The organism is Glutamicibacter sp. NPDC088483, assembly GCF_044753145.1.
Lineage (GTDB): Bacteria > Actinomycetota > Actinomycetes > Actinomycetales > Micrococcaceae > Glutamicibacter.
In genome coordinates, this window is record NZ_JBIVMP010000004.1 from 402414 (window position 1) to 425324 (window position 22911).

A 22911-nucleotide genomic window follows, 5' to 3' on the forward strand; every position below is an offset into this window, starting at 1 on the left:
CCGGAACTGACTCCTGAACCAACTCCGGAACTGACTCCTGAACCAACTCCGGAACTGACTCCTGAACCAACTCCGGAACTGACTCCTGAACCAACCCCTGAACCAACTCCTGAACCAACGGTGGAGCCGACCCCAGAACCGACCCCGGAACCAACGGTGGATCCTACGGTGGAGCCTTCAGTCGAGCCGACTGCAGAACCGACCCCGGAGCCGACTGCGGAACCAACCTCGGAACCAACGGTTGAGCCGGAAGACGACCAAGACGGATCTGGATTCCAGGTCATCATGGCACAAGAGGAAGGTGGATTCTTTGCGAATTACACCTTCGATATCAGCGGAGCTTCTGAAAGCGATCCAATAAGTTTCGAGGTGCGGCTCAACTGGCTTTGGGTGGATAACATGACGTACGAGGGGAACTGCGTTCCCTCGAGCATGCGAGCTAATTCGTTCAGGCTTAGCTGCGAAGGTCCAGTGACTATAAAGCTGAAGCAGTTTTACCTCCTTGGGGGCCGGACTATTGCATTTGAAAGCCAAGGGAATTCGAAGGAGAAGTTCGAATTCAAGATTCCAGGACTCTAGGCGCAGCCCAACCGTCCTCCCATAGCCATTCCAGGGCCATGCGGAATCTGCGTCGCGGCTAGGATCGACACATGACAGAAAATTGTGTTCCTGAGCTGCCTCCCGTCAATGCAGAAGCTGCCGAACAGATGTGGTTTGAGTATCTGGAGAGCAAGGGGATTCTGCGGGACGATGCACCGCACCGTGTCGCCGAATCGTTCGGTGATCATCCCGCGCTTGCCGATGAGCTGCTGAATGAAATGCTGCACGGAACCAAGCGAGCGACTTCGTCTCTGGCTAGCGACTACGTCTATTACAACGAACGTGTCCCGCAACCTGAAGACCACTGCATTGTCTGCGATGGCCAAGGGCAGCCGCGAGCAATTTTGCGCGTGCTTTCCGTCGAGCGCTCCACGTTCTTCGAGGTAGGCGCGGAGTTTGCCGCGGCCGAGGGAGAAGGGGATCTCTCGTTGGAATACTGGCGCGCAGAACATGAGAAATTCTGGCGCCGTACGCAGAAATCCATAGGAATCGATTGGAAACCTGAAGACACCGCCAAAGCCGGGGGAGAGTTGGTCTTGGAACGCTTTGAAATTTGCTGGCCACAGGAGTATGCCGACTAGCCGGCCGAACTTCGTCACGCTGGCCTGCGGTCGAGAACGCGCGGGCGTAGGGTGGAGACAGAGGGTTTCCCGTGAAAGAAGCCCGGAAAAGAAAGGTTGAACATGTCGATTGTCGTCATCAATGCCCTATCGGTTCCCGGCGAAGCTGGACCGGAACTGGAGAAGCGTTTTGCTGCTCGCAAGCATTCGGTGGATTCTTCACCGGGGTTCGAAGGGTTCAAGTTGCTGCGTCCGGTCAATGGTGGAGACAAGTACTTCGTGTACACCCAGTGGGCAACCCGCGAGGACTTCGAGAACTGGCGTACCCAGCGCGCTGATGCGGCCCATGCTGGCAGCGATGCCAAGAAGCCAGTGGCCAGCGGCGCTGAACTTCTGGAATTCGAGATCGTGGAATTCTAGGCGCTGCAGCCTGCTGGCAACGCCCCGATGCCTTCGTGGTATCGGGGCGTTATCTGCATCCAGGACCTTTTTGCCTACCTGCGTCCCTTGAACTTGCGCCGTGCCGAATCGGCCAGCAACGCAGCACCCAAGGCGATGCAAAGCAGTGCGCCGATCAAGAAGGTCATGTCGATGCCTTCCGGACTGGCCTCGCCATTGAGTCCGGGGTGGGTGGCGATAATGGCCGCGGAAATCGCCGTGCCGAAAGAAGAACCTACAGTACGCAGCACCTGGTTGAAACTTACCGAGCTGCCTAGCTCCTTGGTCGCTACGCTGCGGGCGATCAATGCCGGCATGGCCGCATAGCTTGCGCCCATGCCGATGCCGAAGACCAGCATGCTCAGCAAGATCTCCCAGAGCGCCGAGTGGAGCAGCCAGAGCATGGTGCCTGCTGCGGCCATGATGATCGCTCCAATGGGAAGCATGACCTGGATGCCAACGCGTTTGGCAAGTATGCGCACCACGCGGTTGGCAGCCAAGCTGCCGACCGAGAGCGGGAAGATGACAAATCCTGCCCAGAAGACCGGCAGGCTCAGCCCGTAGCCAGTTGCCGCATCTGCCTGGGCTACCAGTGATGATACGGACATGCCGATATACAGTGCGGCGCCCAGGGCGATGGCCGAGATATTGGCCAAGAGGACTTCGCCCTGCTTGAGCGTGCGCAGATTAATCAGCGGGTGGCCAAGGCTGTTTTCCACCCTCACCCAGATGATCAGCACGATGACCGAGAAAGCGCCCAAAGCAAGCGTTGCAGGTGAAGCCCAGCCCCACTTGGGCCCCTCGGATATGGCCAGCAGCAGGGAGGTGAGCCCCAGGGCCAGCAAGCCGGAGCCGGTGTAGTCGAAGGGACGTTGCTCGGCCTGGGTATCGGGGCCTGCAGGAACAACTTTCCACACCACGCAGATGGTGGCCAGCACGAATAGCGCACCGAACCAGAACGCGTAGGAGTAGTCGAAAATGCCAGCGATGATGCCGGTCAATGGATAGCCGATGCCGATTCCGGAAGCAACCGTCACCGACAAGGTGGAGATGGTGTTCTGCAGGTGCTCGGCCGCTACATAGCGCCTGGCGATGGCGATGGTGACCGGAACAATGCCGTAGGACAATCCCTGGAGCACGCGTCCGGCAAGGAACACGCCAAAGCTCGGTGCGGACGCTGCCATGACAGAGCCTACGAACATGGCCGCCAGAGAGACGAGCAGCAGCCGCTTCTTATGCGGTCCATCGCTGAGGCGTCCCATGATGGGTGTTGCCACGGCGCCGGCCAGCAGATTCACGGTGAGCATCCACTGGGCGGCGGCAATATCGACATTGAACCGCAAGGAAATCGAGGGGACCAGCAGCATGCCCAGCGAGGAGACGATTGCCGTGGCAAGCGCGGCGAAGACCAGCGTGGGCACCAGCGGGCTCTGGTTGGATGCGTTGCGGCTCATGGGCGGACCGCGGTATTGATTTTCTTGAGCGCGGGCAAGGCGGAGCGGATCAGGGAACGGTCCTCCTCGCTCAGGTTCTCGCCCATGGCTTGGAGCAGCGCGGTCCGGCCGAGCAGGATTTCCTGGTCCAGCTTTTGGCGGCCGTCATCGGTGAGCTGGAACCAGAGCTTGCGGCGGTCGGCCTCGTCCCGGTGCCGCTCGATCAGTCCGAGGCCTTCCAATTCCTTGGTCGTCAGCGAGATGGCCTGCTGGCTGACCCCGATGGCCTGGCTCATCCGGGCGGCACTGGCCCGGCCTTCGGTGGCCAAGGTGTGCAGGATTCCCAGTTTGCCCGGGGAGATGGATCGTGCCGTGCGTATCAGGCTCAGCAATGGCGAAAGCACCTCGAGCATTTGCTGGGGAAGGTCTGCGGGCTCGGGATCAATTTCCATAGCTATAGAATACAATTAACTTGTACAAGCTTCTTGTGGAATGCTCGTGAGGCTGCACACTGCCCCGATCCATCGGGCGCGAGAAGGTGGTACTCGCTCGCTTGGCCCCGTGGCTCGCAGGCATGTCGCCGTAGTAAGTGGTTGTCGTTTTGGTGCGCTCCTGATGGATTCCGGCTCGTGCCGCGCACTCCTGGCCCTGCGCCGGGACCGCGTGTGCGCCGCAGGGAAAATGCCTTCCGGACCCTGTTGGCCGGCATGTGCAAGACCTGGATGGACTAGCGGGGGATCCGGTCGCGTGGCGCTTGGATGCCGGGGGTGTTCCGGGCGCCAGAAAACCCTTGACCAGCGTTCGGTAGGTGCTCTAGGCTTCAAGATAACCTGATATACCAGTCGGATACTAAGGGGTTTCGGCGGCTTGGACCGTGGTCCTGCGCGCCGGAAATCCCGCCGAACGGTGCAGGGATCAACTTCCATGCGTCCCGAACGAGGGGAAACTCCATTGATCTCCAATGAAACTGTCAGCAGCTACCTTGAGCGGCTTGCCTCGGGCGCCCCGACGCCAGGAGGGGGCGCGGCCGCGGGCCTGCACGCGGCGCAGGCCGCGGCATTGGTGTCCATGGTTGCCGAATTCACTTCCGGACCGCGGTACGCGGACGTCCAGGAGCAGGCCCAGCAGATTTCCGAGCATGCCCGGCTGCTGATGCGCCAGGGGCTCTTCGCCGCTCAGGAAGACGAAAGGCTGTTCGGCGCCCTGGGTGCCGCGTACAAGCTGCCCAAGGAAAGCAGCGAGCAGAAGTCGGAGCGCAGCGCGGCCATTCAAAACGCCACCATCGCCGCTGCCGCACCGCTGGTCTCTACCGTCGAGGCCTCCATTGAGGTCATCAAGCTGGGCCAGCGCCTGCTGCCCATTGGCAACCGATCGGTTCTCAGCGACGTGGCCGCCGCGGCCGAAGCTGCCCGGGCGGCCTTGGCTACCGCGCTGGCCACCCTGGAAATGAACATCTGCTCAATCAAGGACATCGCCCAGCGCGACCGGCTGGTCCAGACCGCCAGCCAGGCCAGCGAGGCGATCGCCCACGCCGAAGAGCTCAGCGCGCACGCCCGTGCGGTGGTGGCAGCATGACGGCACGCAATCTAGCCGGGCAGCCGGTGGCTGAAGCGATCCGCGCCCGCACCGCAGAACTGGTGGTGCGCATGGCCAGCGAGGGCACCAGTGTCCGGATCGCGGTCGTGCTGGCCACCGATAACGAGGCCACCGCCTGGTATGTGCGCTCGATCGAACGGGCCGCCGCGCAGCTCGGGGTGGACTGCCAGGTCGTGGACCTGACCGGGTCCGGCCAGGAGCAGCTGTCCGAAGCGATCACCGCCTTGAACGAGGACAGTTCGGTGCACGGAATCATCTTGCAGACCCCGTTGCCGCCAGGGGTGGATGCCGCGGCGCTGGTGGCGCTGATCGACCCGGCCAAGGACATTGACGGGGCCAATCCGCTGAGCCTGGGACGGCTCAGTGTCGGCCAGCCGGCCTTCGCCCCGGCTACCGCACGCTCGGTCATCGAGATCCTGGAGCACTACCGGATCCCGCTGTCCGGGCAGCATGTCGCGGTGGTCGGGCGCTCTGCGGTGGTGGGCAAACCGTTGGCCCAGCTGCTGCTGCAGCGCGATGCCACGGTGAGCATCTGCCATTCGAGGACCGCCGATCTGGCCCATTTCACGAAGTCCGCCTCGGTGGTCGTCATGGCCGTGGGCAAGGCGAACCTGCTCACCGGCAATGACGCGCAGGAAAGCACTGTGGTGATCGATGTCGGAACCAACGTCAACGCCGAAGGAAAGCTGGTGGGGGACGTCCATGCGGCATCGGTGCGTCCGCTGGTACGGGCCCTGAGTCCGGTTCCCGGCGGCGTGGGCACGGTGACGACGGCGTTGCTGGTCTTGCATGCCGCGCAGGCCGCGGCGGCAAGCCAGCAGGCGGCCCCGGCGAAGGGAGCGCGCATGGCCGGACGCCGGTAGCTGGCTGGCCGGTGTTCCGGGTGCCGCTGCGGGCGAGCCAGCATGCAGCGGAAACCGGAACGCCGGGACCGCAATTGCCAGGGCGAAGCGAACCACGGGTACGGTGCACGCCGGCGGGGAACATGAACTGGGATCTGCCGCCGGCCGGATGCACCACGTGCCGCCGCCGCATCATCGATTGGGAGGTTGATGATGCGGCGGCTTTCTGCTGCCCGCCCGGCAACTTCCCCGGCGGCTCCCTTGCATCTTCCCGCGCTCGAAACCGGTTGCCGGGGCTTCGAGCAAGGACCTGGGACAGGGCTGTCGACTTCGCAGTTCCGCGGGGTTTCCGACCATCGCGGGGCGGTCAATTCGCAGTGCGCCACAAAGGCCTCGGCGATGTGCTGGTCCGGCCTTGTTGAATCGAGAGTTCATGAAAACAACTGCACCCGTTCGGGTGAATGCTCGGTCCAGGGATCGGTTCTGCGCGCTAGGCTCCGATGCAGTTCAATACAGTTCAACACAGTGCAGCAGTGCTGGAAGCAGGCAGCGCTACGGCATCAGGGATGAAGCGCGCACGTCATGCAGAATCGTGGTGCCCGCGGAAACGGAGTAAGTTCTCTAGGGACTGCTTGCTTTCAGCGTTTGGCAACCTAGGAGAACAACTTGGCACTGTATTCAGCCCGCGGACTTTGGCATTTTCTTGATTCACCGGAAATTCTTGCAACGACATCGAAGTTGGGTTTTGGCTGGCATGGGCTGGACATGCAGCATGGATTGTGGAGCGAGGCCCGGATAATTTCTGTTCTTGCTACTGCGCCAGGTGGAAACATCGCAGTTCGGCTCCGCAGCGGAAGCTACGCGGACATCGGGTTTGCCCTCGACGCGGGTGCTGCTCACATTATAGTTCCCATGGTGAACACGGCCGAGGAGGCCCGGGAAGCAGCCGACGCGGCAAGGTACGCGCCACATGGTGCCAGAAGCTGGGGGCCGATGAGCGCACTGTTCGGTGAACCGGTGCTGACCCCGCAGGAAGCGAACGACCGGCTTCATCTGTCGGTGATGATTGAATCCGCTGAAGGATTGGAAAACCTTGAGGCAATCCTTGGAGTCGCCGGTATCAACTCCGTATTCGTTGGGCCGGTCGACTTGGCGATGAGTCTTGGCACCGACGTGGATTCACTGCTTGCTGCCAAGGACTCGCCCCTGGCATTCATAGCAAAAACCTGCCATGACCGCCGAATTGAAGTGGGCGCCTTCGCCGGTTCACCATCAAGAGCCAGTGCTTTCGAAGCCCTGGGCTACGACTGGGTAGCCACCGCCACGGATATGGGCCTGCTGAAAGCCGGTGCCGCGCAAGCACTGGAGAGCTGAGCGGTCACTGAAGTTCCTGCTTCGAAGCGTCTTCGCCTGAGGGCACGCAGGGTGTTTTGGTGCCGGGCGGTTCCTGCCAATGCCACCGGTTGCCGGTCCGGCACCTGCTTTCCGCGAGGCGCACGAAGACCAGCATGGTGCGTAGGGAATTTTGGTGCCCGGAAGGCAGTTCAACCAAAGGGGATAGCTGCTGCGAAGAGCGGCAGGCACCCGCAATGCCGGACTTTGCTGAAGGGAAATGGAATGCCAACGCTGGGAATCATCGGAAGCGGGAATATCGGATCTGCAATCGCCCGATTGGCCGTTGCCGCGAATGTGAACGTGGTGATTGCGAATTCCCGTGGAGTTCAATCGCTGCAGGAACTCGTGGCCGAGCTGGGGCCGCTGGCCGCAGCCGGCACGGTTCAAGAGGTGGCCGAAGCGGGCGAAGCCGTAGTGCTGTCCATTCCGCTCGCTGCGGTACGTGAGCTGCCAGCCGGGTTGCTGCGCGGCAAGACAGTGCTGGACACCAGCAACTACTATCCATCCAGGGATGGACGCATTGCCGAACTCGACAGCGGGACGATGATGACCAGCGAACTGGTGGCGAGCTGGCTCGATGGTGCTCGCTATGTCAAAGCCTTCGGCAACATCCTGGCCCACCACATTCCGCTGCTGGCCCGTCCCGCCGAGGCTGCTGGCCGCTCTGCGCTTCCCATTGCCTCCGATGATTCCCAAGCGAAGGAGCAAGCAGCGGCAATCATCGAACGCCTCGGCTTCGATACGCTGGACGCGGGCGCGCTCGCGGAAACGTGGAAATTCGAGCCCGAATCCGCCGGATATACGCGCATCTACCTGGCGGATTCCAAGACCCCGGATGACCAGCTGCTTTCCTCGATTCCAGCGCCAACACCAGCGGACCAGGTCAAGGCAGCACTGGATTCCGCGGCTCGCGTGAATGTTGCCGAACGCGCCTTCTGAGCGGCCCGTTGCCCTCCAGCGGAAGGCCATCCGCGGCCGCTATCGGCAGGGCACCCCTATTAAGAGGCATGAATGCATGGCGTACCGCCTCGGTGTGCAGGCAGCCACGCAGGTTAACGACGACAGGCCGGGCGCCGCTCGCATGAGCGGTGCCCGGCCCCGGGTACGTGCGTCTAGCCGCTAGCTGGCCGAAGTGGCCAGCGAAACTCCGCGCAAGCGGTCCATCTGCGGATCGTACAGCGGATCATCGACCACGGTGGCGGCAATCTGCTTGCCGAAGTACTCGATCGCCACCGGGTCACCGGTTTCCACCGAGATCGGCAGCCACGCGTAGGCGATCGGCTTGCGGACCGTGTATCCGTAGGCGGCGCTGGTGACGTAGCCGGAAGGCTTGCCATCCACGTAGACCGGTTCCTTGCCCAGGACCATGGACACGCCATCATCCACGGTCAGGCAGCGCAGGCGCTTGGTGGCCGCCGCGGCACGTTCGGCCAGCGCCGACTTGCCCACGAAGTCCGCGGTCTTGGCGGCCTTCACCGCGAAGCCCAAACCGGCCTGTTCCGGTTCGTGCTCGCTGGTCATATCGGTGCCGAAGGAACGGAAGCCCTTCTCCAGTCGCATGGAGTTGAACGCCTCGCGCCCGCCGGCAATGATGCCGTGCTCCTGCCCGGCTTCGAAGATCGCATCCCAGAGCTTGGCGCTGACATCCGCCGAGGCGTAGAGCTCCCAGCCGAATTCGCCCACGTAGGACAGGCGCATCGCGGTGACCGGGATGCCGGCGATGGAGATCTGCTTGGTGCGGAAGTACTTCAGCCCCTCGTTGCCCATATCATCGCCGCTGATCTTGGCCATGACCTGTGGAGCCAGCGGCCCCCACAGGCCGATGCAGGAAGTCCCGGCGGTGATATCGCGAACTGCCACCCACTGGCCCGGGTTGGCCTCATTGAACTTGCGCGCTTCGCGGTCCAGGTAGGCGACATCCAAGTTGGAGTTGATGCCGGCTTGGTAGACCTGCTCGGAGAGCCGGGCCACAGTGATGTCGCTGGTGATGCCGCCGGCATGGTCCAGCAGCAGGGTGTAGCTGACCATGCCCGGGGCACGCAGCATATTCGCCGTGGTCAAGCCCTGGAGCATCGGCCCGGCACCGGGGCCGGTGACTTCCACGCGCTTGAGCGGGGTCATGTCGAACATGGCCACCGCGGTGCGGGTCTTCCAGGCTTCCACCGCGGCAATCGGCGAGTGGAACTTGCTTGACCAGCTGTCGCGCTCCGGGGCCGCCCACTCCGCCGGCAATTCATCGAGCAGCGCGGCGTTGGCCTCGTACCAGTGCGGGCGCTCCCAGCCGGTGCCCTCCAGGAAGAAGGCGCCCAGCTTCTGCTGGCGGGAGTAGAACGGGCTGGTGCGCACGGCGCGGGGCTTGGTGCGCGGTTCCAGCGGGTGGCGGACATCGTAGATTTCCACGAAGTTCTGCTGCGAGGTCTCGCTGACGTACTCCTTGGTGGTTTGCACGTCCTCGAAGCGGTTCAGGTCGCAGTCGCTCAGGTCCGTCGTGGAGGTGCCGGTGGTGATCAGCTCGGCCACGGCCTTGGCGATGCCCGGCGCGTGGGTGACCCACACGGCCTCGGCCGCGTAGAAGCCGTCCACTTCCCTGGACTGGCCTACCAGCGAGCCGCCGTCCGGGGTGAAGGAGAAGATGCCGTTGAAGCCGCGCTGGATCCGGGTATTGCGCAGATCCGGCAGCAGCTCCTGGCTGGCTTCCCATTCGGCGGCGAAGTCCTGCGGGGTGAAGTCCAGCGAGGAAGGCATCCGCTCGTGGGTGATCTCTTCCGGGCGGTAGGCCCGCAAGGTGTCCAGATCCACCGGCATCGGACGGTGGGCGTAGGAGCCGATGCCGATGCGATCTCCCCACTCGCGGTAGTAGAGGTCGCGGTCCTGGTAGCGCAGGATCGGGCGGCTGGCACCGGCCGGCAGCTCGTTCACTCCGGCCAGCGACGGGGCCGGGGTGCTCCAGGCGAACTGGTGGCCCAGCGGCAGCAGCGGGATCGAGGTGCCCACCATCTTGCCGATATTCGGTCCCCAGAAGCCTGCGCAGGAGACCACGATGTCCGCCGCGAAGCGCTCCTCGCCGCAGATCACCGCGGTGACCTTGCCGCCGGAGACCTCGATATCGGTGACGATGGTGCGGTCGCGGAACTCGACTCCCGCGGCCTTGGCGCGTTCCATGACCAGCGCGGTGCCCTTGGTGGCCAGGGCCAGCCCGTCGCCCGGGGTGAACAGGCCGCCCAGGACCTTCTCCGGGTTGAGCATCGGGAACTTCGCCAGGCAGGCGGCGGCGTCGATGACTTCGGCGTCGACCCCGTAGGAGCGGTTCCAGCCGGCACGGCGATGCAGGTCGGCCAGGCGCTCACCGGTGGTGGCGATTTCCAGCCCGCCCACCGGAAGGAAGGAGCCGCGCCCGTCGGCGCCCACCAGGCCGGTGAGCTTCTCGATGGTGTACTGCGCGAATTCGGTCATGGACTTGGACGGGTTGGACGAGAAGACCAGGCCCGGGGCGTGCGAGGTGGAGCCGCCGGGAAGATCCAGCGGACCCTGCTCGATGACCAGGGTATTGGTGTGGCCCAGCGCGGCCAGTTCGTCTGCGAGGTTGGCGCCGACGATGCCGGCGCCGATGATGAGGATCCGAGGGGAAAGACGGGACATGGGGACTCCTTGAAAGCTGATGGTGTGGTGGTGGCCGGCGCGCTAGGCGTCGATGACCAGATCCGATTGGGCGGTGGAGCAGCAGGGCAGGAATTTCCCGGCCGCGATTTCACGGGCGCGGATGCCGCCCTGGTGGTTCATCGCCACCTCGCCTTCGAGCTTGACGACCTTGCACGAGCCGCACATGCCCTCCTGGCAGTTGGCGCCGATGCGCACCCCGGCCCGCTGGGCGACACCCAGGATGTGCTCCTGGGAACTGATCCGGACATTCACCGCGGTGCGCAGGAAGGTCATGGTCAGCTCGCCTTCGCCCACGGTGGGGAAGGAAGCGGTATCCGGCGAGTCCTGCGCGGGAACCAGCGGTGAGGCCGGCGGCAGCGGGGCATTGGAATCGACCGCCACCAGCTTCTGGCCGCTGGCCTCGATGGTGCCGCTCTGGTCGTACTCCGGTTCGTACATCCCCAGCTCCGGCGGCTGGCTCTCGTAGAACTCCTCCACGGATTCGGCCACCTCCTCGGCGATGGACCCGGCCAGGGCGATTTCCTCCTGGTACTCGAGCAGCGTCTTGCGGTCCCCGGAGAAGAACTCCATGAACACCGAGGTGTCATCCACCCCGGCCTCGCGCAGCAATTGGGTGGCCGAATTCAGGTAGCCTTCCGGCCCGCAGGCGAACACCTTGCGGCCATTGGCATCCGGGGCCACCGCATCGATCATCGCCGTGGTCAGCCGCCCGGCAAAGCCCTTCCAGCTCTTGGGCTTGGCCCGGTCGCCCAGCGAGTAGAACACCTTGATCCGCGAATCGACCTGCGCGATGTATTCCAGCTCGGGCCAGAAGGCGAAGTCCCCGGGCACGGTGCCGTGGCAGAGCACCACCACATCGGCCTGGCCGGGCAGCGAGTGGATGGTGCGCACCATCGACATGATCGGGGTGATCCCGGCTCCGGCCGCAAGGAACAGGTAGCGGGCGCGCCGGTCGGAATCGCCCAGGTGGAAGGCGCCCACCGGGCCGAGCATCTCCAGCACCATGCCGGGGCGCAGGTTCTCATGCGCCCAGGAGGAGACCAGGCCCTTGGGATCGCGCTTGATGCTGACATTGAAGGTCCAGGGCACGGTGGGCGCGCTGGAAATCGAGTAGCTGCGGTCCACCGGGCCCTGGTCTTCGCCATGCACCGGGAAGGCGATATTCAGGTACTGCCCGGCGCGGAAGGCCAGCGGGGCGCCATCGGCGCGGCGGAAGACGAAGGTCATCAGCCCGCCGGCTTCCTCGATGGTCTGCACGCATTCGGCCAGGAACTCCTGGGGGTGCCAGGGTCCCAGAGCGCGGGCCGCGCTCGCCGGGCCTTCCTGGGAACTGAGGACCCGGTTCCACGGCATTTCCAGCCCGCGGATGCGCTGGGCCGCTACGCTCGATGCCAGCTGGGCGCCTGCGCTCATGCCAGGTGCTCCAGCACGCGCTGGGTGTACCAGTTGATGAACGCCTCGACCTGGTATTCGCTCTTCATGTACGGGCCCGGCTGGTAGGCGGGGCTGGCTGCGCCCTTCTGGCACAGCTCGACGAAGGCCTTGTCCTGCAGGTTGGTCTGCTTCCAGGTGTGGGTGAGCTTCTCCAGATCGTAGTCGTCTCCTTCGACCGCGTCATCGGCCACCAGCCAGGTGGTGCGCACCAGGGTCTGGTGCTCGTTGATCGGGAAGGCCGCGAAGGTGATCACGTGGTCGGACTGGAAATGGAACCAGCTGTTGGGCTGCAGGTGCATGGAGCAGCGGCCCAGCCGGAAGTCGCGCAGCTCGCCGAGCAGCTTCTTGGACAGGCGGTGCCCGTCGGCGGAGAAGGATTCCCCGTCGCCGTCCAGGGATTCGCGGGAGATTCGGATGCCGGCGATGCGGGTGTCCAGCTGCTCCACGACCTCGTAGGGCAATCCGTAGCGGCGGCAGCGTTCCTCCAGGGCCGCCTGGGCTTGCTGGTTGCGTTCCCATACCTCTTCCAGGTGCGGCGGAACGGTGTCGTCGCTCAGCCCCCAGGTGGGGAACAGCGAGCAGGCCAGCTCGGGGTGCCCGTCGCAGTGGTAGCACTCGCGGTTGTTCTCCATCACCAGCTTCCAGTTGCCCTCCTCGATGATGTCCTGCTGGTAGGCGACCTTGGCGCGGGCGATATCGTGCGGGGCCAGGTAGGGCTCGAAGATGCCGGCGACCTCGTCGAAGTCCGCCGGCGGGTCCTGGGCCAGGGAAACGAAGACCAGCCCGGCATGGACCCGGCCGTGGGCGCGCTTGAGCGCGAAGCAGCTCTTGTCGAACTTGCCTTCGCCCGGGGCGGAGGCGTGGATCAGGTCCCCTTCGGGGGAGTAGGTCCACGAGTGGTAGCCGCAGACCAGGTTCCCGGTGCTGCCCGAAGCTTCGGTGAGCACGCGGGCGCCGCGGTGCCGGCAGACGTTGTGCAGCACGTTGACCCCGCCCTCCTCGGTGCGCAGCACGATCAGCGAATGCGGACCGTAGTCCACGGTCACGTAGTCCCCGGGCTCGGGGATCTCGGCAATGCTCGCGGCGAACAGCCAGTGGGTCCCGAAGATGGCCTGCATTTCGACATCGAATACTGAGGGGTCGGTGTACAGCGGGGCTTCGAGCGAGTAGCCCTTGCGCCGGTTGCGGAAGAGTTCGGTGATCTCGGCGAGCTGTTCTTGGTTCACCGACGTAGCGAGCTTCCCACGCGTAGTGCGCGGTGCGCTTACCGAAGCGGTCATCTGTTACTCCTTGGAACACGACGCGGCTGGCGTCCTCGGGCTGTGGTTGCGCGGGCCGATGTGAGGCCGGTCACCGCATGAATCGAGACTAGGAAGAAATAGTCGGCAAGAAAAGCGCAAGAAATTGAACGGAACCGTGCACAATTGGTGCATGATTGATCCACGCTTCGCCACCCTGCGGGTCTTCTCCTCCACGGGCTCGGTAGCGCGCACCGCGGAACTGACCGGCTACTCGGCCTCGGCGGTCTCCGCGCAGCTGCGCGAACTGCAGCGCACCCTGGGCATCAAGCTGATCACCAAGGAGGGCCGCGGGGTGCGGCTGACCTCCGCGGGCCGGCATTTCGTTGCGGGCCTGGACGGGATTGTGACGCAATGGGAGCTGCTCGCGGCGTCCGCGCGCAACGCCTCCGGGCAGGTGCAGGGGCAGTTCGGCCTGGGCGGTTTCTCCACCGCTGCCGCGCAGCTGCTTGCCCCGCTGGCCGCGAACCTGCGAGCCACCCGGCCCGATACCGAAGTGCAGCTGATCGAAGCGCAGCCGCAGCGCTGCCTGGACTTGCTGCTCGCGGAGCGGATCGACCTGGCCGTGATCGTGGCCAGCCAGACGTCCGCGGGTTCTGCCGCCAGGGACCGGTTCGAGCAGACCGTGCTGCTCGATGACCCGCTGGATGTGGTGCTGCCCGCCACGCACCGGCTGGCGCAGCACAAGTCCGTGGCCCTGGAGGACCTGGCCGATGACCCGTGGATCTCCGAATCCGGGCAGTCGGTCTACCGGGCGCTGTTCGTTGCCGCCTTCACTTCGCTGGGGGTCACCCCGCACATCGCCCACGAGGCGGTGGAGTGGGAAACCATGATCGCGTTCATCGGGGCGGGCCTGGGCGTGGGGCTGCTGCCCCGGCTGGCCACCCTGGGCGATGCGCAGAACGTGGTGCGCCGCCGGATTTCCGGGGCGGCCAAGCCCTCGCGGCGCATCGTGGCGGTGACCCGCAAGGGCAGCCGCGGCTCGCCGCTGATCGAGGAATCCCTGGATATCCTGCAGCGCACCGCCAAGGACATCATTTCCCTGCGCTCGGCCGAGGAACTGGACGGGTAGCCGGCCGCTGGCGGGCTGCCGGACCCGGCGGATTTCAGGCCGGGCTATTGACACGGATCACATCCAGTGGTCAGACTTGGGCACATCCGATTTGGTATCCAACTGATATTTCAAGGAAGTGGTCCGCTATGGGCAACTTGGCAGTAAGCTACGCCGGGGCAGGCAAGGTCGAGCTGATCGACACCCCGTACCCCGAATTCGAATTGAAGGACGGGCCCGGGGTCCACCCGGCAAACGTCGGGCGGCAGGTGCACCACGGGGTCATCCTGCGCACCATCGCCACCAACATCTGCGGTTCGGACCAGCACATGGTCCGCGGCCGCACCACCGCGCCCGTCGGGTTGGTGCTGGGCCACGAGATCACCGGCGAAGTGGTGGAAGTAGGCCGCGATGTGGAATTCCTCAAGGTCGGCGACGTCGTCTCGGTGCCCTTCAACATCTCCTGCGGCCGCTGCCGCAACTGCAAGGTCGGGCAAACCGGCATCTGCCTGAACGTCAATCCCGACCGCCCCGGTTCCGCCTACGGCTACGTGGACATGGGCGGCTGGGTGGGCGGCCAGGCCGAATACGTGCTGGTGCCCTACGCTGACTGGAACGCCCTGAAATTCCCCGACCGCGACCAGGCCATGGAGAAGATCCTGGACCTGGCCATGCTCTCGGACATCTTCCCGACCGGCTACCACGGAGCCATCGGCGCCGGGGTCACCGTCGGCTCCACCGTCTATGTCGCCGGCGCCGGCCCGGTGGGCCTGGCCGCGGCCACCTCCGCGCAGCTGCTGGGTGCGGCCACCGTGATTGTCGGGGACCTGAACGCCGACCGGCTGGCCCAGGCGCGCAGCTTCGGCTGCGAGACCGTGGACGTCTCGCAGGGCGACCCGGCCGAGCAGATCGCCCAGATCCTGGGCGTGCCCGAGGTCGACTGCGGCATCGACGCGGTGGGCTTCGAGGCGCGCGGGCACGGGCACGACGCTGGCAAGGAGCAGCCTGCCACGGTGCTCAATTCGCTGATGGAAATCACCCGTGCCGGCGGCAGCCTGGGCATCCCGGGACTCTATGTCACCGGGGATCCGGGCGCCGAGGACGAAGCGGCCAAGGTCGGTTCGCTGTCCATGCGCTTCGGCCTGGGCTTCGCCAAGTCCCACACCTTCGTCACGGGCCAGTGCCCGGTGATGAAGTACCACCGCGGGCTGATGCAGGCGATCCTCTCGGACAAGGTCTCGATTGCCAAGAACGTCAACGCCACGGCCATTGGCTTGGACCGGGCCCCGCAGGGCTACGCGGCCTTCGACGAAGGCGCCGCGCAGAAGTTCGTGCTCGACCCGCACGGGCTGATCAGCGCCTGATCCGCGCTTGACGCGCAATTAACCGCTGACCGCCGTGCCGGCCGGGAACAATTCCCGGCCTGCACGGCGCACTTCCGGCCGGCTCTTGAGCCCGGCCGATTTGCCGGCCCCGGCCACCACTCACGAGCAGCCCCGGGACCCCGGCTGATTCGGCGCGCCCGCATTCCCCTGCCGGCCCGCCACCTATTGCCTTTATTGAAGGAAACCGAAATGAAACGCACTGAGCAACCCGTGAACGACCTGGTCAGCGAGCTGCACTCGGCTCGCCGGCGCCGGCCCAGAAGATACCTGTCCTCCGGCACCGACTACTGGGTCTTCGGCATTGCCGGACTCCTCGCCCTGGCGTTCATCGCCTGGGGCTTCGCCTCGCCCGAAGGGCTGGGCTCCGCGGCCGGGAAGGCCCTGGACTGGGTGATTACGAACACCGGCTGGGTCTTCGTGATCGCCGCGACCGTTTTCACCCTGTTCGTGCTGGTGGTCGCGGCCAAGAGCTTCGGGCGCATCCCGCTGGGCAAGGACGGGGAGAAGCCGCAGTTCAGCACGGTTTCCTGGATCTCGATGATGTTCGCCACCGGCATGGGCATCGGCCTGGTCTTCTACGGGGTGGGCGAACCGCTGTACTTCTACATGTCTCCGCCGCCGGAAACCGTGGGCGGGCAGACCTCGGCCGCGGTGGGCACGGCCATGGGCACCACCATGTTCCACTGGACGCTGTTCCCCTGGGCCATGTACGCGATTGTCGGGCTGGGCATGGCCTACGGCAGCTTCCGGCTGGGCCGCCCGCAGCTGTTCTCCTCGATGTTCACCTCGATCTTCGGCGAAAGGGTCGTCCACGGCTGGGGCGGGAAGACGATCAACATCCTGGCCATCCTGGCCACGCTCTTCGGCTCGGCCTGCTCGCTGGGGCTCGGCGCGCTGCAGATCGGCGGAGGCATCCAGTCCGCCGGGCTGCTGTCCTCGGTGGGTTCCGGGGTCCTGGTGCTGATCATTGCGGTGCTCACCGCCTTGTTCGTGGCCTCGGCCGTCTCCGGAATCGAGCGCGGCATCCAGTGGCTGTCCAATATCAACATGGTGCTGGCGGTGATCCTGGCGCTGATCGTGTTCATCGGCGGTCCGACGCTGTTCATCCTGAACGTGATCCCCAATGCGGTGGGCTCCTTCATCGCGGACCTGCCGGAAATGGCCTCGCGGACCGCGGCTTCCGGGGACGGCGACATGGCCGCCTGGCTTTCCTCCTGGACCATCTTCTACTGGGCCTGGTGGGTTTCCTGGACCCCGTTCGTGGGCCTGTTCATCGCGCGGATCTCGCGCGGGCGCAGCATCCGCCAGTTCGTCACCGGAGTGCTGCTGGTACCTTCCACCGTCACGCTGTTCTGGTTCGCCATCTTCGGCGGCGGCGCCATCGGCCTGCAGGAACGGGCCGAGCGCAACGGGGACATGGGCCAGGCGCTGGCCCAGATGGTGGACGGGGCCCCGGACATCGACTTCAACTCGGTGCTCTTCGAGCTGCTGGGCGCACTGCCATTCCCCGAATGGTTCTCCATCGCGCTGATGGCCCTGGCCGTGGTGCTGATTGCCATCTTCTTCGTCACCGGGGCGGACTCCGCCTCGATCGTGATGGGCGCCCTGAGCGAACGCGGCGCGCAGGAACCCTCGAAGAAATCGGTGGTCTTCTGGGGCGTCTCGGTGGGAGCGGTGGCCGCGGTCATGCTGCTGGCCGGCGGGGACCATCCGGCGGCCGCCCTGAACGGGCTGAAGAACATCACCATCGTCTCGGCGCTGCCCTTCGTGCTGGTGATGCTGCTGCTGTGCGTGGCGCTGTGGAAGGACCTGAGCCGTGATCCGCTGGTGCTGCGCGGCAAGGTGGCCATGGAGGTGCTGGAGCAGGCGGTGGATGACGGAATCGACCGCCACGAAGGCGAGCAGTTCAGCCTGATGACCAGGGAGAACTCCATTGTGGCCGCGTCGGGCCTGCCGGCTGGAGACCGGCCGGAGCCGGTGGCCCAGGAGCTGGAAGCCCCGGTGCGCGAACCGCAGCCGCGGCCCGAAACTGATCTGGAACCCGAGGGCGCCGGCCGCTAGCGGCCGGTTCGCGTCCCCGGCATCCAGCTAGGGGGCGCGGCGCAGGGCCTGCTCGAAGTGGGCCACATGCTCGGAGACCAGCCGCGCTGCCAGCTGCGCGTCGCCGTCGAGGATGGCGCGCAGCAGGGCCGAATGCTCGGAAATATGCTCTGCGATCGGAGGCATCTGGTCGATGACCAGGCACCAGATCCGGGTCACCAGATTATCCAGGCGCACCAGGGTTTCCTCCAGGTACTTGTTGGCCGCCGCTTTGTAGATGAGCCGGTGGATGCGCACATCCAGCAGCAGCAGCGAACGCTGGTCCAGGGCGGGATCCAGGGCATCGATCTGCTGCAGGTAACTGGCCAGCTGCTCGCGGATCTGCGGGTCCTTGTTCGCGGCCGCGTTGCGCGCGGCCAGCGGCTCGAGCACCTGGCGCATTTCGGAGATGTAGTTCAGCTCATGGAAATCCACGGCCGTGGCGAAGGTGCCGCGGCGCGGATAGGACACCACCAGATGGTCGGTTTCCAGCCGCTTGAGAGCCTCGCGCATCGGGGTGCGCCCAATGCCCAGTTCTTCGGCCAGCTGCGGCTCGTGGATCGGGTGCGTCGGAGCGATTTCGAGCAGCACCAGCCGGTCGCGCAATGCGTTGTAGGCTCGATCAGCCATCGAGCCTTGCTCGGTGGCGGCGCTGGTCAGTTCGGTGGGCCTTGGCATATCGCTCTCTATCACTGTTCAAAAATCAATTGCCGACACACAAAGAGTATCGCCCCGGCTTCGATTTGGGCGCTTTTCCTGTGCCGATGCGCTCAACAGCCCTTGGCTTGCCGGCCAGCGGCAGAGCGGAAAACCGTACTGGGGGCGCTGGGAAAGGCGCCAGGAAGAACCGCCGGAAAAGTTGTTGACGCTGTGCTGAAGCACACATAGTATTGTGATCATCAATTGATATATCAGTATCCGGCCAGAGGTTGGCGAGTCTGCCCGCAGCTGCTTCCGAAGGCAGGGGCGGCGCGCAGTTCCGCTGGGAAAACTCAGGCCGGACGGCTTTGAATCCGCGGCGCAGAGCACTGCGCGGAAGCCAGGTGCAACCGCATGAAAATCCCCCGAAAAACCACTACGAGCCATGGCGAAGCTAATGCCATCTCGGCGAAACCAAGGAGCGGCACGATGACCGAACCGAACAACAAGTATGTCCTGACCCTCACCTGCGCCGAGCGCCCGGGCATCGTGCATGCGGTCACCGGGTTGCTGCTCAAGCACCATGGCGACATCCGGGAGCTCAAGCAGCATGACGACCAGCTTTCCGGGACGCTCTTCATGCGCATCGAATTCGAGGTCGCCGCGGCGGAGGATATCCCCGCCGAGATCGCCGAACTCGAGTCGAGCCTCGGCCAGCTCGCCGATGAGCACCAGGCGACCTGGGGTTTGCGCCCGGCCGGCAACAAGAAGCGCGTGGTGGTGATGGTCTCCAAGTTCGGCCACTGCCTGCACGACCTGCTGTTCCGCGCCCGGATGGGGGAGCTGCCGGTGGAGATCGCGGCAGTAGTCTCCAACCACCCGGACCACCGGCAGCAGGTCGAGTGGAATGGGATTCCGTTCTTCCATATTCCTGTCACCCCTGAGACCAAGCCCGAGGCCGAGTCCAAGCTGATGGACCTGGTGGAGCGCTTCGAGGTGGATCTGGTGGTGCTGGCCCGCTACATGCAGGTGCTCTCCGATGATCTCACCCGCAAGCTCACCGGCCGGGCCATCAACATCCACCATTCGTTCCTGCCCTCCTTCAAGGGGGCCAAGCCCTACCACCAGGCCTTCGAACGCGGGGTGAAGACCGTGGGCGCCACGGCGCACTACGTGAATTCGGAGCTGGACGAGGGGCCGATCATCACCCAGCGCGTCCAGGAAGTGGACCACAGCTACGCGCCCGAGCACCTGGTGGCCGCCGGACGCGATACCGAGTGCAAAGCCCTGTCCGATGCGGTGCGCTGGCACTGCGAAGACCGGGTCTTCCTCAGCGGCTCGCGCACCGTGGTGCTGCGCTAGCACCCTCCGGGCCAAAGGCCCCGGCGGGGATTCGACGGACATCATATGACGATGCCCGTCGAACCCGGCCGGGGCCTTTGCTGTTGCCCGCCGTTTGGGCCCGGAGGCGCTCGACCGGTGGCGAAAAGGCCGGGAAGACAGAGCGGTCGAATGCAGGGACACGGAAGTTTTCCCAAGTTAACCTAGGAATTATCCTTGTCTTGGCCACGGGGGCTATGCAAGGCTATGGATCAAGCGGGTGCTTGTGACCCAGCTCATGAAATAAGAACCAGCGGCTCCCAGAAGGAATGTGTCGATGTTTGGACTACCGGCGTTCACGACCATGGTCATCATCGGGGTTCCGGCCCTCTGGGTGATCTACACAGCTGTTTTCCTGTGGCTCAGCCGCGGCTGGAAGCGCGAGGATGCGAAGGAGCAGCAGTGAGCATCGAAATCCTGTTCCTGGTCATCTATTTCATCGCCATGGCCGCCATCGGCTTCTGGGCGATGAAGCGAGGCAAGCAAGATGCCGAAGGGTTCCTGCTCGGCGGACGCAGCCTCGGCCCCGGTGTCACCGCGCTGCGGCTGCAGAGTTCTTCCATGTCCGGCTACATGTTCATGGGTGCCGGATCCATGGGCTACACCCAAGGCTATTTCAGCATGTGGTACGCGCTGGGCGACCTGGGCGGCGGCATCCTGAACCTCTCGGTCCTGGGCCGGCGCATGCGCAAGCTATCCCAGATCCTGGGGTCCATCACCTCCATCGAGTACCTGGAGCACCGCTACCCCTCGAAGTGGATCCGGCTCATCGCCGCTCCCGTGGCGCTGTTCTGCATGTTCTTCTACGTGCTGGCCCAGTTCATCGCCGGCGGCCGCGGATTGGCAATGGTCTCCGGGGTTTCCTTCCCGGTGGCCTTGGCGATCGCCATCGGCGTGATTGTCCTCTATACCTTCCTGGGCGGCTACCTGGCTGTGGCCTACACCGACTTCGTGCAGGCCATCATCATGGTGGTCGGCATGGTCTGGATCCTGGTTGCCACGCTGATGGCCGTGGGCGGTTTCACCAAGGGCAATGAAGCCGTGGGCGGGATCAACCCCAACCTGCTGACCATGTGGGGAGCGGACCTGGGCTACCAGGGACAGTGGGGAGTCATTCTCGGTGCGCTGCTGGTCTTCTCCATCGGCTACATGGGCTGGCCGCACGTGGTGGTCAGCCACATGGCCATGAAGAAGCCTTCGGTGGCACGTACCGCAGGGGTCTACTCATTGGTATTCAACTTGCTGTTCATCCCCGGCCCCTACCTGGTGGGCCTGTTCGCGCTGATCCTGCTGCCCAACCTGGCCAACCCGGAAACCGCGATCTTCGAGGTCGCCGACGCGGTGCTGCCGACCTTCGCCGTGGGCATCGTCATGGCAGCGATCATGGCAGCCATCATGTCCACCGCCGATGCCCTGCTGCTGCAGGCCGGCACCATCGCCAGCCAGGACATCTACGCCCGGTTCATCAACAAGAAGATGAGCGATGCGCAGATGGTCTGGGTCTCGCGGATCACCGTGCTGGCCCTGGCCATCATCGGCTATGGCATTGCCGCTTTTGATCCTCCCGCGGTGGCCGCCGTGGTGATCTTCTCAACGACCGTGCTGGGCAGCGCCTTTGTCCCTTCCTATATCTGCGCGGTGTGGTGGAAGAAGGCCAATACCGTTGGCGCGATCTCCTCGATGGCCGCCGGCACACTGGTCTCGGTGCTCTGGCAGGTTTCCGGCGCGCCGGATGCCACCGGCATTGATCCGATGGTCACCGGCATCCTGGCCTCCACCGCGGCCATGGTCATCGGCAGCCTGGCCAGCCAGAAGTCGCATCCCGTGCCGGAGCATATTGGCCGTGCCCTGGATGAGACTGCGAAGATCGGCCCGATCCCGAAGAAGATGCTCATGGGCCAGGATGCACTGCTGGCCAGCCAGGCGGAAATGGCGGCCCGCGGTGAATGAACTGGTGCTGAAAACCTTGGTCGATGACCAGGACGCGCAACGCATCCTTGCCGCCAAGGCGCCAGGGCTGAGAGTCGAGTCGGCCAAGCTGCGCCATCATCCCTTTGCGGGGTTCATCTTCGAGGTGCCGCAGGTGGCCGGTCGGTCAGGGCAGGCGTACGCCTTGGTGGACTACTACTCGGGCAAGGCCTTCGTCTGCGATCCGTGGCAAGCCGAAGATGCGGAGACCGGCCAAGTGCTGGACCGGGTGGCTGATCCGCAATGGAACACCATCGATTTCGACACCGCACGCTGGCGGGCCAAGGCCCTGCTATCCACCGCGGCACTGCGCCGGGCCCGGCTGGCCTGGCGCGGCGGGGTCCGGGAAAAGAGCAGTGTCGCAAAGGTCTGGAAACCCAACTGGATGATCGAAGCGAGCCTGGAGAAAAAGTCCTACCGCGTCATGGTGGACGGACTGAACGGCGGCTACTTCATCATCGGCAGCTGAGACTGGAAACGCCGGAGGACGGCGCAATGACCAAGATCCATCCCATCACAGGAAGACATCGGAGATTCAATGAAGAATATGCCAAAGCAGTTCACCGCTCAGTTGCTGAAGAAGGGCTCCTGCATCGTTGCCGGCTCGGCACTGTTCCTCGGCTGGGGCTTGTCCCGGCCCACGCCGATGTCCACCCGGTCTGGGTGCACGGCGGCCAGCAGGCCCATGGCTTCGGAGACCTTCTGCGCCTGGTAGTACGGTAGCAAGATGGCACCAGTGCCGACCCGAATGGTTTCCGTGCGTTCCAAAGCCAGCGCGGTCATCATTTCCGGGGCGGCACTGGCGAAGGATTTCGAGTGGTGGTGCTCGGCAAAGCAGATGCGGTGGTAGCCCAGCGCTTCCGCATCCTGAGCCAATTGCAGGCCGCTGGACAAGACCTGGCCTGCGGTGGGGGCATGCTCGGTGAGCGGGACCTGGTCAAGTATGGAAAGCCTCATGCAGGCAGGCCTGCTTTGCGATTCTCCGGGGCAAGCTGCAGCTGCATGATCATGTCCTTTCAACGGCGAGGGTCCAGTCAGTGAGCTTACCGCGTTGCGCAGGGCAGCGGGGCATCCAAGACGCGGCAAGCAGGGGAGCGCTGGCGATCCTTGCCTCCACCCTGAGGGGGGGGGAGGCGGGGCAACGGATATCATT

At 64.6% G+C, this 22911-nt stretch carries 21 protein-coding genes; 14 read left to right on the plus strand and 7 right to left on the minus strand.

The window, feature by feature from the left end:
- The 3 genes from ACIP6G_RS10960 to ACIP6G_RS10970 form a co-directional block, all read left to right on the plus strand.
- A partial coding sequence (locus ACIP6G_RS10960; protein WP_400290030.1) for a PT domain-containing protein occupies window positions 1-579 on the plus strand: 579 nt, incomplete at its 5' end.
- A gap of 71 nt (window positions 580-650) precedes the next feature.
- Window positions 651-1181, plus strand: a complete 531-nt coding sequence (locus tag ACIP6G_RS10965; RefSeq protein WP_400290031.1) for an ASCH domain-containing protein — start codon at window positions 651-653, stop codon at window positions 1179-1181.
- A gap of 102 nt (window positions 1182-1283) precedes the next feature.
- Complete coding sequence (locus ACIP6G_RS10970) at window positions 1284-1580, plus strand: antibiotic biosynthesis monooxygenase (RefSeq protein WP_105662322.1); 297 nt, start codon at window positions 1284-1286, stop codon at window positions 1578-1580.
- Window positions 1581-1654: 74 nt separating this feature from the next.
- Here ACIP6G_RS10970 and ACIP6G_RS10975 read toward each other — a convergent pair whose 3' ends face one another.
- Together ACIP6G_RS10975 and ACIP6G_RS10980 are read right to left on the minus strand one after the other, a co-directional pair.
- The gene (locus ACIP6G_RS10975; RefSeq protein ID WP_400290035.1) at window positions 1655-3052 is read right to left on the minus strand and encodes an MFS transporter; all 1398 of its coding nucleotides are present in this window, start codon (window positions 3050-3052) and stop codon (window positions 1655-1657) included.
- Window positions 3049-3483 (minus strand): MarR family winged helix-turn-helix transcriptional regulator, encoded by a 435-nt coding sequence (locus tag ACIP6G_RS10980; RefSeq protein WP_105658912.1) that lies wholly within the window; start codon window positions 3481-3483, stop codon window positions 3049-3051. The genes ACIP6G_RS10975 and ACIP6G_RS10980 overlap by 4 nt, the downstream gene beginning before the upstream one ends.
- Before the next feature lie 472 nt (window positions 3484-3955).
- On the opposite strand from ACIP6G_RS10980, the gene ACIP6G_RS10985 reads away from it, so the two are divergent.
- The 4 genes from ACIP6G_RS10985 to ACIP6G_RS11000 all read left to right on the plus strand — a co-directional run bounded on the left by ACIP6G_RS10985 (window position 3956) and on the right by ACIP6G_RS11000 (window position 7803).
- Window positions 3956-4606 (plus strand): cyclodeaminase/cyclohydrolase family protein, encoded by a 651-nt coding sequence (locus tag ACIP6G_RS10985; RefSeq protein WP_400290037.1) that lies wholly within the window; start codon window positions 3956-3958, stop codon window positions 4604-4606.
- Window positions 4603-5490, plus strand: coding sequence for a bifunctional 5,10-methylenetetrahydrofolate dehydrogenase/5,10-methenyltetrahydrofolate cyclohydrolase (locus tag ACIP6G_RS10990; protein WP_400290039.1), 888 nt, complete (start codon window positions 4603-4605; stop codon window positions 5488-5490). The genes ACIP6G_RS10985 and ACIP6G_RS10990 overlap by 4 nt, the downstream gene beginning before the upstream one ends.
- A gap of 645 nt (window positions 5491-6135) precedes the next feature.
- The gene (locus ACIP6G_RS10995) at window positions 6136-6843 is read left to right on the plus strand and encodes an aldolase/citrate lyase family protein (protein ID WP_400290040.1); all 708 of its coding nucleotides are present in this window, start codon (window positions 6136-6138) and stop codon (window positions 6841-6843) included.
- Window positions 6844-7086: 243 nt separating this feature from the next.
- Window positions 7087-7803, plus strand: a complete 717-nt coding sequence (locus ACIP6G_RS11000; RefSeq protein WP_400290042.1) for an NADPH-dependent F420 reductase — start codon at window positions 7087-7089, stop codon at window positions 7801-7803.
- Window positions 7804-7983: 180 nt separating this feature from the next.
- Here ACIP6G_RS11000 and ACIP6G_RS11005 read toward each other — a convergent pair whose 3' ends face one another.
- Genes ACIP6G_RS11005 through ACIP6G_RS11015 form a run of 3 tightly spaced genes read right to left on the minus strand, consistent with a single transcriptional unit; the run spans window position 7984 to window position 13238 of the window.
- Complete coding sequence (locus tag ACIP6G_RS11005) at window positions 7984-10503, minus strand: FAD-dependent oxidoreductase (protein WP_400290044.1); 2520 nt, start codon at window positions 10501-10503, stop codon at window positions 7984-7986.
- A gap of 42 nt (window positions 10504-10545) precedes the next feature.
- Entirely contained in the window at window positions 10546-11937 is a 1392-nt protein-coding gene (locus ACIP6G_RS11010; protein ID WP_400290045.1) for a flavin reductase family protein, read from the minus strand.
- A complete protein-coding gene (locus ACIP6G_RS11015; RefSeq protein ID WP_105658918.1) occupies window positions 11934-13238 on the minus strand; it encodes an SRPBCC family protein in 1305 nt (434 codons plus the stop codon). The genes ACIP6G_RS11010 and ACIP6G_RS11015 overlap by 4 nt, the downstream gene beginning before the upstream one ends.
- A 151-nt stretch (window positions 13239-13389) precedes the next feature.
- Between ACIP6G_RS11015 and ACIP6G_RS11020 the strand changes: the two genes are divergently transcribed.
- From ACIP6G_RS11020 to ACIP6G_RS11030, 3 genes are all read left to right on the plus strand, one after another.
- Entirely contained in the window at window positions 13390-14328 is a 939-nt protein-coding gene (locus ACIP6G_RS11020) for a LysR family transcriptional regulator (RefSeq protein WP_400290047.1), read from the plus strand.
- Window positions 14329-14456: 128 nt separating this feature from the next.
- Window positions 14457-15671 carry a formaldehyde dehydrogenase, glutathione-independent gene (gene fdhA, locus ACIP6G_RS11025; protein WP_133833949.1) on the plus strand — a complete coding sequence of 405 codons (1215 nt, stop codon included), beginning with the start codon at window positions 14457-14459 and terminating at the stop codon, window positions 15669-15671.
- Between the two features lie 210 nt (window positions 15672-15881).
- Window positions 15882-17753, plus strand: a complete 1872-nt coding sequence (locus ACIP6G_RS11030; RefSeq protein ID WP_400290049.1) for a BCCT family transporter — start codon at window positions 15882-15884, stop codon at window positions 17751-17753.
- A 27-nt stretch (window positions 17754-17780) separates the two neighbouring features.
- Here the strand turns inward: ACIP6G_RS11030 and ACIP6G_RS11035 are convergent, their stop codons facing one another.
- Window positions 17781-18449 carry a GntR family transcriptional regulator gene (locus tag ACIP6G_RS11035; protein WP_105658922.1) on the minus strand — a complete coding sequence of 223 codons (669 nt, stop codon included), beginning with the start codon at window positions 18447-18449 and terminating at the stop codon, window positions 17781-17783.
- A 450-nt stretch (window positions 18450-18899) separates the two neighbouring features.
- On the opposite strand from ACIP6G_RS11035, the gene purU reads away from it, so the two are divergent.
- The 4 genes from purU (at window position 18900) to ACIP6G_RS11055 (ending at window position 22227) form a co-directional block, all read left to right on the plus strand.
- Window positions 18900-19772 carry a formyltetrahydrofolate deformylase gene (gene purU, locus ACIP6G_RS11040; RefSeq protein WP_400290052.1) on the plus strand — a complete coding sequence of 291 codons (873 nt, stop codon included), beginning with the start codon at window positions 18900-18902 and terminating at the stop codon, window positions 19770-19772.
- Window positions 19773-20067: 295 nt separating this feature from the next.
- Entirely contained in the window at window positions 20068-20196 is a 129-nt protein-coding gene (locus ACIP6G_RS11045; protein ID WP_286134668.1) for a hypothetical protein, read from the plus strand.
- Complete coding sequence (locus tag ACIP6G_RS11050; RefSeq protein ID WP_400290055.1) at window positions 20193-21740, plus strand: sodium/proline symporter; 1548 nt, start codon at window positions 20193-20195, stop codon at window positions 21738-21740. The genes ACIP6G_RS11045 and ACIP6G_RS11050 overlap by 4 nt, the downstream gene beginning before the upstream one ends.
- The gene (locus ACIP6G_RS11055; RefSeq protein ID WP_400290058.1) at window positions 21733-22227 is read left to right on the plus strand and encodes a hypothetical protein; all 495 of its coding nucleotides are present in this window, start codon (window positions 21733-21735) and stop codon (window positions 22225-22227) included. Before ACIP6G_RS11050 ends, ACIP6G_RS11055 begins: the two co-directional genes overlap by 8 nt.
- Window positions 22228-22325: 98 nt before the next feature.
- Here the strand turns inward: ACIP6G_RS11055 and ACIP6G_RS11060 are convergent, their stop codons facing one another.
- The gene (locus ACIP6G_RS11060; RefSeq protein WP_400290060.1) at window positions 22326-22715 is read right to left on the minus strand and encodes an LLM class flavin-dependent oxidoreductase; all 390 of its coding nucleotides are present in this window, start codon (window positions 22713-22715) and stop codon (window positions 22326-22328) included.
- Window positions 22716-22911 lie beyond the last annotated feature (196 nt).

Excerpts from the sequence above, each read along its gene's own strand:
- ACIP6G_RS11020 (WP_400290047.1), top strand. The coding sequence starts at position 13,390 with ATGATTGATCCACGCTTCGCCACCCTGCGGGTCTTCTCCTCCACGGGC.
- ACIP6G_RS11030 (WP_400290049.1), top strand. The coding sequence starts at position 15,882 with ATGAAACGCACTGAGCAACCCGTGAACGACCTGGTCAGCGAGCTGCAC.
- ACIP6G_RS10975 (WP_400290035.1), bottom strand. The coding sequence starts at position 3,052 with ATGAGCCGCAACGCATCCAACCAGAGCCCGCTGGTGCCCACGCTGGTC.
- ACIP6G_RS11005 (WP_400290044.1), bottom strand. The coding sequence starts at position 10,503 with ATGTCCCGTCTTTCCCCTCGGATCCTCATCATCGGCGCCGGCATCGTC.
- ACIP6G_RS11010 (WP_400290045.1), bottom strand. The coding sequence starts at position 11,937 with ATGAGCGCAGGCGCCCAGCTGGCATCGAGCGTAGCGGCCCAGCGCATC.
- ACIP6G_RS10990 (WP_400290039.1), top strand. The coding sequence starts at position 4,603 with ATGACGGCACGCAATCTAGCCGGGCAGCCGGTGGCTGAAGCGATCCGC.
- fdhA (WP_133833949.1), top strand. The coding sequence starts at position 14,457 with ATGGGCAACTTGGCAGTAAGCTACGCCGGGGCAGGCAAGGTCGAGCTG.
- ACIP6G_RS11035 (WP_105658922.1), bottom strand. The coding sequence starts at position 18,449 with ATGCCAAGGCCCACCGAACTGACCAGCGCCGCCACCGAGCAAGGCTCG.
- ACIP6G_RS10965 (WP_400290031.1), top strand. The coding sequence starts at position 651 with ATGACAGAAAATTGTGTTCCTGAGCTGCCTCCCGTCAATGCAGAAGCT.
- ACIP6G_RS10970 (WP_105662322.1), top strand. The coding sequence starts at position 1,284 with ATGTCGATTGTCGTCATCAATGCCCTATCGGTTCCCGGCGAAGCTGGA.
- ACIP6G_RS11000 (WP_400290042.1), top strand. The coding sequence starts at position 7,087 with ATGCCAACGCTGGGAATCATCGGAAGCGGGAATATCGGATCTGCAATC.
- ACIP6G_RS10980 (WP_105658912.1), bottom strand. The coding sequence starts at position 3,483 with ATGGAAATTGATCCCGAGCCCGCAGACCTTCCCCAGCAAATGCTCGAG.
- ACIP6G_RS10985 (WP_400290037.1), top strand. The coding sequence starts at position 3,956 with ATGCGTCCCGAACGAGGGGAAACTCCATTGATCTCCAATGAAACTGTC.
- ACIP6G_RS11045 (WP_286134668.1), top strand. The coding sequence starts at position 20,068 with ATGTTTGGACTACCGGCGTTCACGACCATGGTCATCATCGGGGTTCCG.
- ACIP6G_RS11060 (WP_400290060.1), bottom strand. The coding sequence starts at position 22,715 with ATGAGGCTTTCCATACTTGACCAGGTCCCGCTCACCGAGCATGCCCCC.
- purU (WP_400290052.1), top strand. The coding sequence starts at position 18,900 with ATGACCGAACCGAACAACAAGTATGTCCTGACCCTCACCTGCGCCGAG.
- ACIP6G_RS11015 (WP_105658918.1), bottom strand. The coding sequence starts at position 13,238 with ATGACCGCTTCGGTAAGCGCACCGCGCACTACGCGTGGGAAGCTCGCT.